General features: G+C 55.2%; 16 protein-coding genes. 6 read left to right on the plus strand and 10 right to left on the minus strand.

The window, feature by feature from the left end; translation table 11 throughout:
* Positions 1-59: 59 nt before the first annotated feature.
* The gene (gene yfbR, locus RW65_RS20925) at positions 60-659 is read left to right on the plus strand and encodes a 5'-deoxynucleotidase (RefSeq protein WP_039058780.1); all 600 of its coding nucleotides are present in this window, start codon (positions 60-62) and stop codon (positions 657-659) included.
* A gap of 30 nt (positions 660-689) precedes the next feature.
* Here the strand turns inward: yfbR and RW65_RS20930 are convergent, their stop codons facing one another.
* From RW65_RS20930 to yfbV, 4 genes are all read right to left on the minus strand, one after another.
* On the minus strand, positions 690-2,522 hold the full coding sequence (locus tag RW65_RS20930) for an SLC13 family permease (RefSeq protein ID WP_039058781.1): 1,833 nt from the start codon (positions 2,520-2,522) through the stop codon (positions 690-692).
* A gap of 71 nt (positions 2,523-2,593) precedes the next feature.
* Positions 2,594-3,271: a sugar phosphatase gene (locus RW65_RS20935; protein WP_072037805.1), complete on the minus strand. Its 678-nt coding sequence runs from the start codon at positions 3,269-3,271 to the stop codon at positions 2,594-2,596.
* Entirely contained in the window at positions 3,264-3,758 is a 495-nt protein-coding gene (locus tag RW65_RS20940; RefSeq protein WP_039058783.1) for a YfbU family protein, read from the minus strand. The genes RW65_RS20935 and RW65_RS20940 overlap by 8 nt, the downstream gene beginning before the upstream one ends.
* A gap of 172 nt (positions 3,759-3,930) precedes the next feature.
* A complete protein-coding gene (gene yfbV, locus RW65_RS20945; protein ID WP_039058785.1) occupies positions 3,931-4,386 on the minus strand; it encodes a terminus macrodomain insulation protein YfbV in 456 nt (151 codons plus the stop codon).
* 336 nt (positions 4,387-4,722) lie between these two features.
* Here yfbV and ackA point away from each other — a divergent pair, with 336 nt between their 5' ends.
* The gene (ackA, locus tag RW65_RS20950) at positions 4,723-5,925 is read left to right on the plus strand and encodes an acetate kinase (RefSeq protein ID WP_039058786.1); all 1,203 of its coding nucleotides are present in this window, start codon (positions 4,723-4,725) and stop codon (positions 5,923-5,925) included.
* 78 nt (positions 5,926-6,003) lie between these two features.
* Positions 6,004-8,142, plus strand: a complete 2,139-nt coding sequence (gene pta / locus RW65_RS20955; RefSeq protein WP_039058788.1) for a phosphate acetyltransferase — start codon at positions 6,004-6,006, stop codon at positions 8,140-8,142.
* Between the two features lie 118 nt (positions 8,143-8,260).
* Here pta and yfcD read toward each other — a convergent pair whose 3' ends face one another.
* From yfcD to yfcF, 3 genes are read right to left on the minus strand one after another with little or no spacing between them, the layout of a single operon-like run.
* A complete protein-coding gene (gene yfcD, locus RW65_RS20960) occupies positions 8,261-8,806 on the minus strand; it encodes an NUDIX hydrolase YfcD (RefSeq protein ID WP_039058789.1) in 546 nt (181 codons plus the stop codon).
* A gap of 54 nt (positions 8,807-8,860) precedes the next feature.
* Entirely contained in the window at positions 8,861-9,415 is a 555-nt protein-coding gene (gene yfcE / locus RW65_RS20965; RefSeq protein WP_197058915.1) for a phosphodiesterase, read from the minus strand.
* A 52-nt stretch (positions 9,416-9,467) separates the two neighbouring features.
* Positions 9,468-10,112, minus strand: coding sequence for a glutathione transferase (yfcF, locus tag RW65_RS20970; RefSeq protein WP_039058791.1), 645 nt, complete (start codon positions 10,110-10,112; stop codon positions 9,468-9,470).
* Positions 10,113-10,249: 137 nt separating this feature from the next.
* On the opposite strand from yfcF, the gene yfcG reads away from it, so the two are divergent.
* The 3 genes from yfcG (at position 10,250) to RW65_RS20985 (ending at position 12,453) form a co-directional block, all read left to right on the plus strand.
* Positions 10,250-10,879 carry a GSH-dependent disulfide bond oxidoreductase gene (gene yfcG, locus RW65_RS20975; protein ID WP_039058792.1) on the plus strand — a complete coding sequence of 210 codons (630 nt, stop codon included), beginning with the start codon at positions 10,250-10,252 and terminating at the stop codon, positions 10,877-10,879.
* Positions 10,880-10,996: 117 nt separating this feature from the next.
* Positions 10,997-11,893, plus strand: a complete 897-nt coding sequence (locus tag RW65_RS20980) for a TIGR01777 family oxidoreductase (RefSeq protein ID WP_039058877.1) — start codon at positions 10,997-10,999, stop codon at positions 11,891-11,893.
* Between the two features lie 68 nt (positions 11,894-11,961).
* The gene (locus tag RW65_RS20985; protein WP_039058793.1) at positions 11,962-12,453 is read left to right on the plus strand and encodes a GNAT family N-acetyltransferase; all 492 of its coding nucleotides are present in this window, start codon (positions 11,962-11,964) and stop codon (positions 12,451-12,453) included.
* A 42-nt stretch (positions 12,454-12,495) separates the two neighbouring features.
* On the opposite strand, the gene hisP is transcribed toward RW65_RS20985, so the two are convergent.
* From hisP to RW65_RS21000, 3 genes are read right to left on the minus strand one after another with little or no spacing between them, the layout of a single operon-like run.
* The gene (gene hisP / locus RW65_RS20990) at positions 12,496-13,269 is read right to left on the minus strand and encodes a histidine ABC transporter ATP-binding protein HisP (RefSeq protein WP_039058794.1); all 774 of its coding nucleotides are present in this window, start codon (positions 13,267-13,269) and stop codon (positions 12,496-12,498) included.
* 7 nt (positions 13,270-13,276) lie between these two features.
* Positions 13,277-13,993, minus strand: a complete 717-nt coding sequence (locus RW65_RS20995; protein ID WP_039058795.1) for an ABC transporter permease — start codon at positions 13,991-13,993, stop codon at positions 13,277-13,279.
* Positions 13,990-14,676 (minus strand): histidine ABC transporter permease HisQ, encoded by a 687-nt coding sequence (locus RW65_RS21000; RefSeq protein WP_039058796.1) that lies wholly within the window; start codon positions 14,674-14,676, stop codon positions 13,990-13,992. The genes RW65_RS20995 and RW65_RS21000 overlap by 4 nt, the downstream gene beginning before the upstream one ends.
* Positions 14,677-14,705: the final 29 nt, after the last annotated feature.

A 14,705-nucleotide genomic window follows, 5' to 3' on the forward strand; every position in this document is an offset into this window, starting at 1 on the left:
CATCTTCCCCCACTCTCTGCGCACAATGGTTCAGGTCGCAGTCACAGACAAGGTTAACCATGAGTCAGAGCCACTTTTTCGCCCACCTTTCCCGCCTGAAGCTTATCAACCGTTGGCCGCTGATGCGCAATGTGCGCACGGAGAATGTCTCCGAACACAGTCTACAGGTGGCGATGGTCGCCCATGCGCTGGCGGTGATTAAAAACCGCAAGTTTTCAGGCCAGGTTAATGCCGAACGCATCGCGCTGCTGGCGATGTACCATGATGCCTCTGAAGTGTTAACGGGCGACTTGCCAACGCCGGTGAAGTATTTCAATTCACAAATTGCGCAAGAGTATAAAGCCATCGAGAAGATAGCTCAGCAGAAGCTGGTTGAGATGGTGCCGGAAGAGCTACGGGATATTTTCGCGCCGCTGATCGATGAGCATCACTACAGTGTTGAAGAAAAAACGATAGTTAAACAGGCGGACGCCCTGTGCGCTTATTTAAAATGCCTGGAAGAGCTTTCCGCCGGTAATAATGAATTCTCGTTAGCTAAATCGCGGCTGGAGAAAACGCTCGACGCGCGCCGTAGCCCGGAGATGGACTATTTTATGCAGGTTTTTGTGCCGAGCTTCCAGCTGTCGCTGGATGAAATTAGTCAGGATTCACCGCTGTAACCTTGAGCCGGGGCGAACCCCGGCGCAACATTAAAAAGGAAACAGCACCGGGATCAGCGCCACACATACCACCATCACCAGCAGGGTGAACGGCACGCCGATTTTCACAAAATCGCTAAACTGGTAGCGCCCCGGCCCAAGCACCAGCGTATTAACGGGTGATGAAACTGGCGTCATAAACGCCGCCGATGCCGCCATCGCCACCACCATCGCAAACGGATAGGGCGATACTCCCATCAATTTAGCCGCCGCCAGTGCGATAGGTGCCATTAATACTGCGGTAGCGGTATTAGAGATAAATAAACCTATCGTCGCGCACATCACGAACAGACAAATCAGCATCAGATGCGGGCCGTAGCCGCCGCCGATATCCATCAGCCCCTTCACAATCAAGTTAACCCCGCCTGTTTTTTGCAGGGCCAGCGCAAAGGGCATCATGCCGACGATTAAAATAATGCTCGGCCAGTGCACGGATTTATAGGCGCTTTCCACATCGATACAGCGGAATTTGCCCATCAGCATACAGGCAATAATCGCGGCAATAGGATTAGGGATTTCGTCCGTCAGCATCAAGGCCACCATTAATACCAGACAGAAAATAGCATGGGGGGCCTGGCTGTGCGCCGGCGAAGCTGCGCTCTCCTCAACGGGCAGATTGAGCACCACAAAGTCCCGGCCATGAGCCGCTAACTGGCTAATCAGTTTCCAGTTCCCGACCACCAGGAAAACATCGCCAAGCTGCAATGTCACATCCGTGACCGCGCCTTCCAGCGCTTCGCCGTTACGTTTTAGCCCAACCACATTCAGACCGTAGCGGGTACGAAAAGCGATTTCACGCACCGTCTTACCAATCAATTCCGAATCGGGGATCAATGAGACTTCAGCCATTCCCACATCCAGCGCCTGATCGGAAAAGTACTCGCCGCGCAGGATCATCGGTTCCAGCTGTTGTTCCGCGCAAAACTCACGTAAATCGACGTCGGCGGCGGACATATCAATCAGCAGCACGTCGCGGGCGCGAAATTCCGATACCCCGTTAACATTCACAATCACCCGACGAAAATGTCGCCAGCGCTCAACGCCGATAATATTGGCGCCGTAGCGCTCACGCAGTTGCAAATCGTCAAGGCGCTGGCCAATCATCGGCGAACCGGGGCGGATCGCCAGACGGCGCGCGCGTCCGGCAAGACGATACTCTTTGACAAGATCGCGAAAACTGCGACGTTTCCAGCTTCCCCCTGCCGCCGCGTCGCTCTCCCCTCTCAGCATAAAACGCATCAGTAGCATGTAAACAATGCCAAGCAGCAGGATAACCAACCCTAAAGGCGTGACGCTAAAAAAGCCGAAGCCTGCATAGCCTTCGCGCAGCAGCTCGCTGTTAACCACCAGATTTGGCGGCGTCGCCACCAGCGTCATCATGCCGCTGATAAGCCCGGCGAAACTCAGCGGCATCATCAGCCGCGACGGTGAAATTTGCATGCGCATTGAGACGCTAAGCACTACCGGGATAAAGATCGCTACCACGCCCGTCGAGCTCATAAACGCGCCAAGCCCGGCAACGGTCACCATCAGCAGCACCAGCATTTTTACTTCGCTGCTGCCTGCCATGTTGACCAGCCAGGCCCCCATTTTGGTTGCCACGCCGGTGCGCACCAGCCCGTCACCGATAATAAACAGGGCGGCAATTAACACCACATTTGGGTCACTAAAACCGGAGAAGGCTTCAGAAAGGGTCAGCGTTCCGCTCAGGACAAAGGCGACAATGACAAACAACGCCACCGCGTCCATGCGCACTTTACCCGTCGCGAAAAGCACCACCGCGATGCCGAGCAGGCACAGCACCCAAATCAGTTCACCGTTCACAACGCATCCTTGTTAAATGAAAGTGGGAATAAGCGACGAAAACCCTGCTTGCGCAGGGTTGTACCATCGGTTCAGGCCTTGATCGTCACCTCAACGTTGCCATCCGGCAGTTTCGCGACAATCAGCGCTTCGAGGGTGGTAAGGCGGAAATCCACTTCATCGAGCCGCGGCGCGTCAGCAGGGACATTTACCGCAATCACATGACATCCTGCGGCAAGCCCCGACAGGATCCCCGCAGGCGCATCCTCCACCACTACGCATTCTTGCGTCGTCAGTCCTAAAAGCTCTGCGCCAAGAAGATAGGCATCCGGCTCAGGCTTGCCGCGCTTAACCTGCTCGGCGGTGACAAACACTTTCGGCGTCGGCAGACCGGTTGCGCGATGACGGGCGTGAGCGACGGGCACGGAACCCGATGTAACGATAGCCCAGGGGATGCTGGCTTCATCTAACTGCTCAAGCAACGCAATCGCGCCGGGCAGCGCGGTAATGCCGGTGGTATCCGACGCTTCAAGCTGCTCGAGCCAGCTAAACTCAGCGGCGATTTCCGCTTCGGATTTGCCGGGCAAAAAATGCCGCAGTGAAGTGATGGCTTGCTTACCGTGGATAAAATTCAGCACCTCATCATGGTCGATGCCAAATCTGTCAGCCCAGGTGCACCATGCCCGCTCGACGGCGGGCAGGGAATTTACCAGGGTACCATCCAGATCGAATAGAAATCCTTTGCACTGCACGCTCGCCTCCTCAGGCATTAATAATCTGATTAATTTCGTTGCTGCTCAGGTGGTACTGACGCGGGCAGGAGTGCCAGACGCTTAACATGCGCTGATATTTTTCCCACATTGGGGTTTGCGCATTAAAGCCGTGGGTGCCGGCGTCGAAATGAGTATAGCGGCCTTCGATATTGACCATAAAACGCACATAGCCGAGATAGCGCGCTTCCGTCGCGGCATCGAAACCGAGGAACGTTACGCGACGCTCATCGATGGCGTTAGCGTCTTTCAGGTTGGTCCAGGAGACATGCAGCGCGTGATACATCTCCATAATATCGATAACAATGCGGCAGGTTTCTTCTGTTAGCTCCCCGAACTCGCGATCCAACTCGCGCATTTGCAGGCCATAGCCGCGCTCAACAATGGTCTGCAAGCGGCGATAGCGCTCCGCGTTAGCCGGATCCATCATGGTCATCATTTTGTACTGATTGGATAAGATCAGACGTTGGGCATTAGTCATTTCCATCTTTCGACTCCTGTGGCACAGCGGCGCAATAAAAAAGATGCCTTGAGTTTAGCGGGTAGAAAAGACAGCTTTCTTGATTTGCCGGGGGTGTTGGGTGGAAGAGCATGAAAAATAAAAAAGAAGACATCGCAAAAATGCCTTCTTTTATAAAGGGGGTTAAACCCGCTCGAAATCACAAATCATCAAGAAAAGTTTTATCCAGCTGTTTAAATGCGCGCTTTAGCGTATCCGCCAGCGCCTGGTAATCGGGTTTACCTTCTACCGGCGCTAATGCCTGGCCCGCCTCCTGCAGTTTGCCGCGCACTTCATAAAACCAGTGCAGAATCGTCGGCGGCAGCGGCGTGACGGAACGCTTGCCCAGCCACCACAGCCCCTGCATCGGCAGGCTCAGCGCAAAGATGGCGGTGGCGACAGCAGGACCCAGTTGTCCACCAAGGGCAATTTGCCAGCACAGGGTAAACACCGCTACCGGCGGCATAAAGCGAATGGCATAGCGCGTGGCGCGGATAACGCGGTTTTCAACGAATATCGGAGCGAGGCGCTTTTCCATAGGCCAGGTCTTCGCGTAGTGCTGTCCTCGACGGAACAAACTAAAAAAACCGGCGGGTCGATTCTCAGAAGTGGACATGGCTTTACCTCAACTTCACGTATAAAAATTAAAAATTTTGTGCAAAACAACAACTGTGAATGACAACGTTAAAATTTTTTGTCATTCCCGCTTGCTATCGGGTATTCTGTGGCGGCCTGACCGGCCATTAGACGATAAACGTTAAATCGTCAAATTTAAGCTCATTATGCCACTGTCTGAAAATTGCGCAAAATAGCTTAGAATTTTATGTATTCTTCTCATCATGCCAGAAACTAAACCGGGCATGATGTTAATCATAAATGTCAGCGTCAACCTGCGCTACGCTGTGCGACTCACTGACCTTTTTTTAGCCACGTATCATAAGTAGGTACTTCCATGTCGAGTAAGTTAGTACTGGTTCTGAACTGCGGTAGCTCCTCACTGAAATTCGCAATCATCGATGCAGTTAATGGTGACGAGTACCTTTCTGGTTTAGCCGAATGTTTCCACCTTCCTGAAGCACGCATCAAGTGGAAAATTGATGGCGGTAAACAAGAAGCGGCTTTAGGTGCAGGTGCCGCTCACAGCGAAGCGCTGAACTTTATCGTTAACACTATTCTGGCACAAAAACCAGAACTGTCAGCACAACTGACGGCGATCGGCCACCGCATCGTGCACGGTGGCGAAAAATACACCAGCTCGGTGATCATCGACGAATCCGTTATCCAGGGTATCAAAGATGCAGCCTCTTTCGCACCGCTGCACAACCCGGCTCACCTGATCGGTATCGCCGAAGCGCTGAAATCCTTCCCGAATCTGAAAGACAAAAACGTGGCGGTGTTCGACACGGCGTTCCACACCACCATGCCGGAAGAGTCCTACCTGTATGCGCTGCCGTACAAACTGTACAAAGAGCACGGCGTTCGTCGCTATGGCGCACACGGCACCAGCCACTTCTACGTAACTCAGGAAGCAGCCAAAGTCCTGAACAAACCGGTTGACGAGCTGAATATCATCACCTGCCACCTGGGTAACGGTGGTTCCGTTTCCGCTATCCGTAACGGTAAATGCGTTGATACCTCAATGGGTCTGACCCCGCTGGAAGGCCTGGTGATGGGTACTCGCTCTGGCGATATCGACCCGGCGATTATTTTCCATCTGCATGACACCCTGGGCATGAGCGTTGAAGCGATCAACAAAATGCTGACCAAAGAGTCCGGCCTGCTGGGCCTGACCGAAGTCACCAGCGACTGCCGTTATGTAGAAGATAACTACCGCGATAAAGAAGACGCGAAACGCGCAATGGATGTCTACTGCCACCGCCTGGCGAAGTACATCGGTTCCTACACGGCGCTGATGGACGGTCGTCTGGACGCCGTGGTCTTCACCGGTGGTATCGGTGAAAACGCGGCCATGGTACGCGAGCTGTCTCTGGGCAAACTGGGCGTTCTGGGCTTCGAAGTAGACCATGAACGTAACCTGGCAGCCCGTTTCGGTAAGTCTGGCTTTATCAACAAAGAAGGCACCCGCCCGGCTGTTGTTATCCCGACCAACGAAGAACTGGTCATCGCGCAGGACGCGAGCCGCCTGACTGCCTGATAACACACACCGCCAGCCCACGCTGGCGGTGCTGTTTTGTAACCCGTCTTGCATGACGGTAACGAAAGAGGATTAACCGTGTCCCGTATTATTATGCTGATCCCTACCGGAACCAGCGTCGGCCTGACCAGCGTCAGCCTTGGCGTTATCCGTGCTATGGAACGCAAAGGCGTTCGTCTGAGCGTCTTTAAACCGATCTCCCAGCCGCGCGCCGGCGGCGATGCGCCTGACCAGACCACCACCATTGTGCGTGCGAACTCCGGTTTGACCACCGCTGAACCGTTGAAAATGAGCCACGTTGAGTCGCTGCTCTCCAGCAACCAGAAAGACGTGCTGATGGAAGAGATCATCGCTCGCTACCACGAAAGCAGCAAAGATGCTGAAGTGGTGCTGGTTGAAGGCCTGGTCCCGACCCGTAAACACCAGTTCGCGCAGTCGCTGAACTTCGAAATTGCCAAGACGCTGAACGCGGAAATCGTGTTTGTGATGTCTCAAGGCACCGACACGCCAGAACAGTTGAACGAGCGTATCGAACTGACCCGTAACAGCTTCGGCGGCGCAAAAAACACCAACATCACCGGCGTTATCGTTAACAAACTGAACGCCCCGGTTGATGAACAAGGCCGTACCCGCCCTGACCTGTCAGAAATTTTTGACGACTCGTCGAAAGCGAAAGTTATCCATATCGATCCGGCTAAACTGCAGGAAGCCAGCCCGCTGCCGGTGCTGGGCGCTGTGCCGTGGAGCTTCGATCTGATCGCGACTCGCGCAATCGATATGGCGCGTCACCTGAATGCGACCATCGTTAACGAAGGCGATATCAAAACCCGCCGCGTGAAATCCGTCACCTTCTGCGCACGCAGTATTCCGCATATGCTGGAACACTTCCGCCCGGGTTCTCTGCTGGTAACGTCAGCAGATCGTCCGGACGTGCTGGTTGCTGCATGTCTCGCCGCGATGAACGGCGTTGAAATCGGTGCCCTGCTGCTGACCGGCGGCTACGAAATGGACGCCAGCGTACATAAACTGTGCGAACGTGCTTTCGCTACCGGCCTGCCGGTATTTATGGTGAATACCAACACCTGGCAGACCTCGCTGAGCCTGCAGAGCTTCAACCTGGAAGTACCGGTTGACGATAACGAGCGTATCGAAAACGTGCAGGAATATGTAGCAGGCTACATCAATGCCCAGTGGATCGACTCCCTGACCGCTACCTCCGAACGCAGCCGTCGCCTCTCTCCGCCGGCTTTCCGTTACCAGCTGACTGAGCTGGCGCGTAAAGCGGGCAAACGCGTGGTTCTGCCGGAAGGCGACGAACCGCGTACGGTGAAAGCCGCCGCTATCTGTGCAGAACGCGGTATCGCTACCTGTGTGCTGCTGGGTAACCCGGACGAGATCAATCGCGTCGCCGCCGCCCAGGGCGTTGAGCTGGGCGCGGGCATCGAAATCGTCGATCCGGACGTGGTGCGCGAAAGCTATGTGGCTCGCCTGGTTGAGCTGCGTAAGAGCAAAGGCATGACCGAAGCCGTCGCCCGCGAACAGCTGGAAGACAACGTGGTTCTCGGCACGCTGATGCTGGAACAGGACGAAGTCGATGGCCTGGTTTCCGGTGCTGTTCACACCACCGCGAATACCATTCGTCCGCCGCTGCAGCTGATCAAAACCGCACCGGGCAGCTCGCTGGTCTCTTCCGTGTTCTTTATGCTGCTGCCGGAACAGGTTTATGTTTACGGTGACTGCGCAATCAACCCGGATCCGACCGCTGAGCAGCTGGCAGAAATCGCTATCCAGTCTGCGGATTCCGCTATCGCCTTCGGTATCGAGCCGCGCGTGGCGATGCTCTCCTACTCTACCGGTAACTCCGGTGCGGGTAGCGATGTTGAGAAAGTGCGTGAAGCGACCCGTCTGGCACAAGAAAAACGTCCTGACCTGGTCATTGACGGCCCGCTGCAGTATGACGCCGCCGTTATGGCCGACGTTGCGAAATCCAAAGCGCCGAACTCGCCGGTTGCAGGTCGCGCTACCGTGTTCATCTTCCCGGATCTGAACACCGGTAACACCACCTACAAAGCGGTACAGCGTTCTGCCGACCTGATCTCCATCGGGCCGATGCTGCAGGGTATGCGCAAACCGGTTAACGACCTGTCTCGTGGCGCGCTGGTTGATGATATCGTCTATACCATCGCTCTGACCGCGATTCAGTCCTCGCAGCAGTAATCTGCGCTGACCGACAGTAAAAAGGCGACTGAATAGTCGCCTTTTCTATATCTGCTTCTGTGCAGCAAAGCCATTAAAACGCCGGCTGCGCCGAGGTTGTAAGCGTTAGCGAGGGGCGCTAGTCCGCTTCCTGGGCCGTGGCGACATCGTTGCTGGCATTGCGCGTCATCCATAGCGCCAGCGCTTTAAGCGAATCATTGGTGAACTCGTCGCAGCGGGCGGTGATCTCTTCCGGCGTCATCCAGCGAACTTCACTGACCTCCTCTTCCTGCAAGGCGAACGGCCCGTGAGAGACGCAGCTGAACAACCCGCCCCACACCCGACAGTGTTGATCTTCAAAATAGAACTGGCCGTGCTCGGCAAACGGCACACCGGCGATACCTAACTCCTCTTCCGCTTCACGGCGCGCAGAATCCAGCAGGTTTTCCCCCGCCTGCACCACACCGCCGGCGGTGGCGTCCAGCATCCCGGGCATAAAATCTTTTATTTCCGTTCGGCGCTGCACCAGCACTTTGCCCATTCCATCATGCACCACTATGTAGGTTGCGCGATGACGCAGACACTGTGCCCGCATTTGCTGCCGGCTGGCCTGCGCAATCACCTCATTGTCTTCGTTGACAATATCGACCCACTCCATGCCTGCAAAATGACTCTGTTCCACCATCGGGAAATCTTCTCTCTATGGCGCTCTTTTGGCGCGTTTCGGTTGAAAGGTAACTTACGGATTAATCGCTACCTGCGCAATAATCCGCTGATCATTAAGTGCGATAACGCGTAAGATATTCTCCTCCAGCATGCCGTAGCTGGCCGCATATCCACCTTTGGGGATACTGACCGAACCGGGATTGAAGTGGAAAATATCGCCGCGCTTCTCGGCTACCGGAATATGCGTGTGGCCATAAGCCAGCACATCGCCTGCCGCAAGCGGCGGCACGGCGTCTGCGCCGAACAGGTGGCCGTGTGTCAAAAACAGACGGCGCTCGGGCAGTAAAACCTGCTGCCAGGGCGCGGTAATCGGGAATTTCAACAGCATCTGATCGACTTCGCTGTCGCAGTTGCCGCGCACGGCGATAATCCGCCCGGCTATCTCATTTAAACGCTCTGCCACCTCTGCGGGTGCGTACCCGTCGGGTAAAGCATTGCGCGGCCCGTGATTTAGCACGTCCCCCAGAACAATCAGCCAGCGGGCATCACTGCGCGCGAACCGTTCCAGTACGCGTTCCGTCGCCGGTAACGACCCATGAATATCCGATGCAAACATCAGTTTCATCATTGCACCTCATGCGGAAGAAAACGCTCCATGATAACGGAAGTCGCCTGGCTTATCAGCCCGCGCGCTTAGCGGAAAGCGCAATAAAGCGCTGGACCGATGAGCGCTGCCACTGGAAGGTGGCGTAATCCGCCAGCCGCTCCGGTACGCTGTCGCCATTTAACACTAACCGATTGAGCATTAATGCCAGGTCAACGTCGGCGATACACCATTCACCAAACAGGTTAGGTTTACCGTGCGCCAGCAATTCATCAGCAACAGTGAACAGTTTAGCGGCACTTGCCTGCCCGGCAGGGCTCAGGGGCCCCTTTCGCGCACCGGCAAACACGACGGTGGTCGAGCGCTCCTCGCGAATGGGCAGCAAATCGCTACGCAGCCAGGCCTGAATCTGCCGGGCGCGTGCACGGTTGTGCAAATCGTGAGGATAAATACGCTGCCACTCCGGCGGGGCGAAACGCTCCTCAAGATACTCGTCAATCGCCGTGGATTCACTTAGGGTAAAACCCTCAATTTCCAGCACCGGAACCCGCTGCGTCAGACTAAATCCCGGCCAGCCGGGTGCCTGCTGCCCACCGTTTTCCAGATCGACGGTTTTCAGGGCGAAGGGCACGCCTTTTTCATGGAGCGCGACCCACGCCGACAGGACATAGGGGGAAAAATACGCTGTGTCAGACCAGAGAGTGATAGCCGATTCGCTCATAATGTTCTCGTTCGATTGTTGGTTTTTCTTTCAAAATATAACGTCCTGTGCGCCCTGTCACTTGAGGAAAGTTCACGCCCCAGAGGTAACACCTATACTCATACAGACTTCTCTCTTAAGGCATCACGGGAGCTTTGATGATAGACCTCTATTTCGCGCCTACACCAAACGGTCATAAAATAACGCTATTTCTCGAAGAGTCCGGGCTGGAATATCGCTTGATCCGTGTGGATATCAGCAAAGGCGACCAGTTTCGTGCCGACTTTTTGAGCATCGCGCCTAACAACAAAATCCCGGTCATTGTCGACCATCTTCCTGCCGACGGCGGTGCACCACTCAGCCTGTTCGAATCCGGGGCGATTTTGCTCTATCTGGCGGAGAAAACCGGCACATTACTCAGCGGCGAACTGCGGGAACGCCATACCACGCTGCAGTGGCTCTTCTGGCAGGTTGCCGGGCTTGGGCCGATGCTCGGGCAGAATTACCACTTTAATCACCTTGCCCCGCAACCGGTACCCTATGCCATTGAGCGCTATCAGGTGGAAACCCAGCGCTTATATCAGGTGCTGAACAAGCGCCTTGGGTCTGTGCCGTGGCTGGCGGGCAACCATTACAGTATCGCCGATATCGCCGCCTGGCCGTGGATAAACGCCCATGCGCGCCAGCGTATCGCGCTGGAGGATTACCCTGCGGTGTTTAACTGGTTTGAGCGCATCCGTACGCGCCCGGCCACGGAGCGGGCGCTGCAGATAGCGCAACAAGTCTGAGCCAAAGCTTAAGTGGTTAACCCGCTTAAAAATTGCTGCAAAATGTGCCTGCTATCGCACGCAGGCAGCACGGAGTCACTTATGCTGATGTTAGACAAACATCTCCCGGAGGGAAGCATGAAGATATTGATTACCGGCGGAACGGGTCTTATTGGTCGTCATCTGATCCCCCGCCTGCTGGAGCTAAAACATAGCGTTACGGTAGTGACGCGCAACCCCGTCAAAGCGCAACAGCTGCTTGATGCGCGGGTGAGCCTGTTAAAAGGGCTTAATGATCTGAACAACCTGAACGATGTTGATGCGGTAATCAATCTGGCCGGAGAACCGATCGCCGATAAGCGCTGGAGCGAGGAGCAGAAGCAGCGTTTGTGCAATAGCCGCTGGCAGATTACGCAGCGCATTGCCGATTTGATCAAGGCCAGCGATACGCCGCCAAAGGTGCTGATTTCCGGTTCGGCTTGCGGTTATTACGGCGATCTCGGCGAAGTGGTGGTTACAGAGGAGGAGCCGCCGCATAACGAATTTACCCATAAACTGTGCGCCCGCTGGGAGCAAATCGCCTGCGAAGCGCAAAGCGATCGTACCCGGGTTTGCCTGCTGCGCACCGGCGTGGTGTTCGCGCCTAAAGGCGGCATTCTTGGTAAGCTGCTGCCGCTGTTTCGCCTCGGTCTTGGCGGGCCAATTGGCGATGGTCGGCAATATCTGGCGTGGATCCATATTGACGATATGCTCAATGGCATCCTCTGGCTGCTGGATAACGATTTACGCGGGCCGTTCAATATGGTTTCGCCTTACCCGGTGCGTAATGAGCAGTTTGCCCATACTCTCGGCCATGTACTGCACCGTCCGGCGGTTATGCGCGCGCCAGCGTTTGCTATTCGCATGATAATGGGGGAATCCTCCGTACTGGTGCTCGGCGGCCAACGCGCGCTGCCAAAACGCCTTGAAGCCGCCGGTTTTGCCTTTCGCTGGTACGATCTGGAAGAGGCGCTGGGGGATGTCGTTCCCTCCTAATTTTCGTGGCATTCGTCCCGCTCTTGTGGTGGTAAGCTAGCACCGCTTCCCACTGCAAGGGTCATGTAATGACGTTGTACACACCCCGCTTTACCCTCTCTTCGTTTCAGGAATCCGACTGGCCGTTCTTTCTGCACCTGCGATCGAACGAAAGCGTCATGCGCTATATGGCGGAAATCGCCTCGCAGACGCAAATCCGTACCCTGTTTGACGATCGTCTGCACGACAGCAACGCCTTTATTATTCGGGACGGGGATAATGTCGTGGGCGATATTGGCCTGCGTATCAGCCAGCACAATCCCCATGAGGCCGATATTGGCTATGCGATAGCGCCTGCGGCACAAGGGCGTGGCATCGCATCGGAAGCCCTGCAAGCCCTCTGTGAGTATGCTTTTTCGCAACATAACGTGGCTGCGCTAAACGCGTGGGTACTGGCGGAAAATCAGGGCTCCGTGCGGGTACTGGAGAAGAGCGGTTTTAACCGCGTGCAGGTGCTGGAAGGGGTTTATCTGCTCGCGGGCGAGTATTACGACGACTGGGTTTACCGGCGGGAAAAATAAGCAGGAAGATGGCGGCTACCGTCATCTTCCCGTGGTGAGGCATTATTTCAACGAACCTTTCAGGAACTGTTGCAGACGCGGGCTTTGCGGATTGCCGAACAGACTATCCGGTGGGCCCTCTTCTTCAATCTTGCCTTGATGTAGGAAAATAACGTGGGTGGAGACATCGCGGGCAAAGCCCATTTCATGGGTTACCACCACCATCGTTTTACCCTCTTCCGCCAGCTTTTGCATAATGCGCAGCACTTCGCCCACCAGCTCCGGATCCAGCGCAGAGGTGGGTTCATCAAACAGCAACACTTCCGGCTCCATCGCCAGCGCGCGGGCAATAGAAACGCGCTGCTGTTGCCCACCCGAAAGGTGCACCGGGTATTTCTGCTGCTGCATGGCATCTATGCCGACCTTCGCCAGGTATTTCACCGCGCGTTCGCGGGCATCCTGTTTACTCAGACCCAGCACCTGAATCGGCGCTTCCATAACGTTTTCCAGCACCGTCATATGGCTCCACAAATTAAAGTGCTGGAATACCATCGTCAGGCGGGTGCGCAGCAGACGCAGCTGGTTTTTATCGGCCACTTTCAGTTGACCATCTTTGTCACGCACCAGGGTGATATTTTGCCCGTTCACCACGATCGTGCCTTCGCTCGGTTTCTCGAGGAAGTTAATGCAGCGCAAAAAGGTACTTTTCCCGGAGCCGGACGAGCCGATGATGCTGATGACATCACCCGCATTCGCCTGCAATGACACCCCTTTTAACACTTCATGGGCGCCGTAATGCTTGTGGAGATCGGTAACGTTTAATTTATTCTCAGACATCGTGTTCTCAGTGCGTCGAAGAGGGTTTCATATGCTGCAACCAGCGCTTTTCCGCTTTGCGAAACAGGCTAATCAGCACATAAGAGATAATCAGATACAGTACCGCAGCAAGACCGAAGGCGGTAAAGGGCTGGTAGGTCGCCGAGTTAATATCGCGGGCGATTTTCAGCAGATCCGGTACCGTCGCGGTAAAGGCCAGCGCCGTCGAGTGCAGCATTAAAATCACTTCATTGCTGTAGGCAGGCAAGGCGATGCGCAGCGCCGAAGGCAGGATAATGCAGCGATACATTTTAAATGACGAGAAACCATACGCGCGCGCCGCCTCGATTTCGCCGTGGGGCACCGAGCGGATTGCACCGGCGAAAATTTCCGTGGTATAGGCACAGGTATTAAGGGTCAGCGCCAGCACCGTACAGTTCAGGCCGCTACGAAAAAAGGCATTAAGCAGCTCCGTTCCTTTCACCACTTCCAGCGTGTACATCCCTGAGTAGAACACCAACAGCTGCACATAGAGCGGCGTCCCGCGAAACACATAGGTGAAAAGCCAAATCGGAAAGCAGATATATTTATTGCTGGAGACGCGCCCGATAGCGAGGATCACCGCCATTGCGCCGCCCATCACCACTGATGAAATCAGCAGCCACAGGGTTACCGCCACGCCGGTCATTCGATAGCCGTCGCTCCACAGCAGAGATTGCCAGTACTCCTGAATAATCTCGATCACAGGTCAGCCCTCTTTACACCCACGGAGTAGCGACGTTCGAGCAGCAGCAGCACACCATTGGAAGCCGTGGTAAAAATGAGATAGATCACGCCGCAGACGATGGCGAAATAGAACGGCTCCCAGGTGCTTTTCCCGGCAAGCTGGGTAGCTTTCACCACATCTTCCAGCCCCAGCAGCGAAACCAGCGCCGTGGCTTTGAGGATCACCTGCCAGTTGTTGCCAATGCCCGGCAGCGCGTAGCGCATCATCGCCGGAAACAGGATTCGGCGGAAAGTCTGGCGGCCCGTAAAGCCGAAGGCGGTTGCCGCTTCGATATGCCCTTTCGGTACGGCCATAAAGGCCCCGCGGAAGGTTTCGGTGAAATAGGCGCCGTAGATAAAGCCTAAAGTAATTATCCCGGCGACCATAGGATCGATATCCAGCTGTTCCATGCCCATCGCATCCGTAATGGTGTTGAGGGCAATTTGCAGTCCGTAAAAAATAAGCAGCATCAGCACCAGATCCGGCACACCGCGAATGAGCGTGGTATAGCCTTCAAAAATCAGCGCCAGAAAGCGGTTTTTCGAGAGCTTCGCTCCCGCACCGGCCAGGCCAATCACCACCGCCAGCACCACGGAACTGAGGGCCAGCTCCAGCGTGACAAGCGCGCCTTGTAAAATAACTTGAGAAAACCCGTACAGCATGCTGCCTGTCCTGTCGTATGTGGTGTTTG

The sequence above is a fragment of the Enterobacter sp. Bisph1 genome (assembly GCF_000814905.1).
Classification (GTDB): Bacteria; Pseudomonadota; Gammaproteobacteria; order Enterobacterales; family Enterobacteriaceae; genus Kosakonia.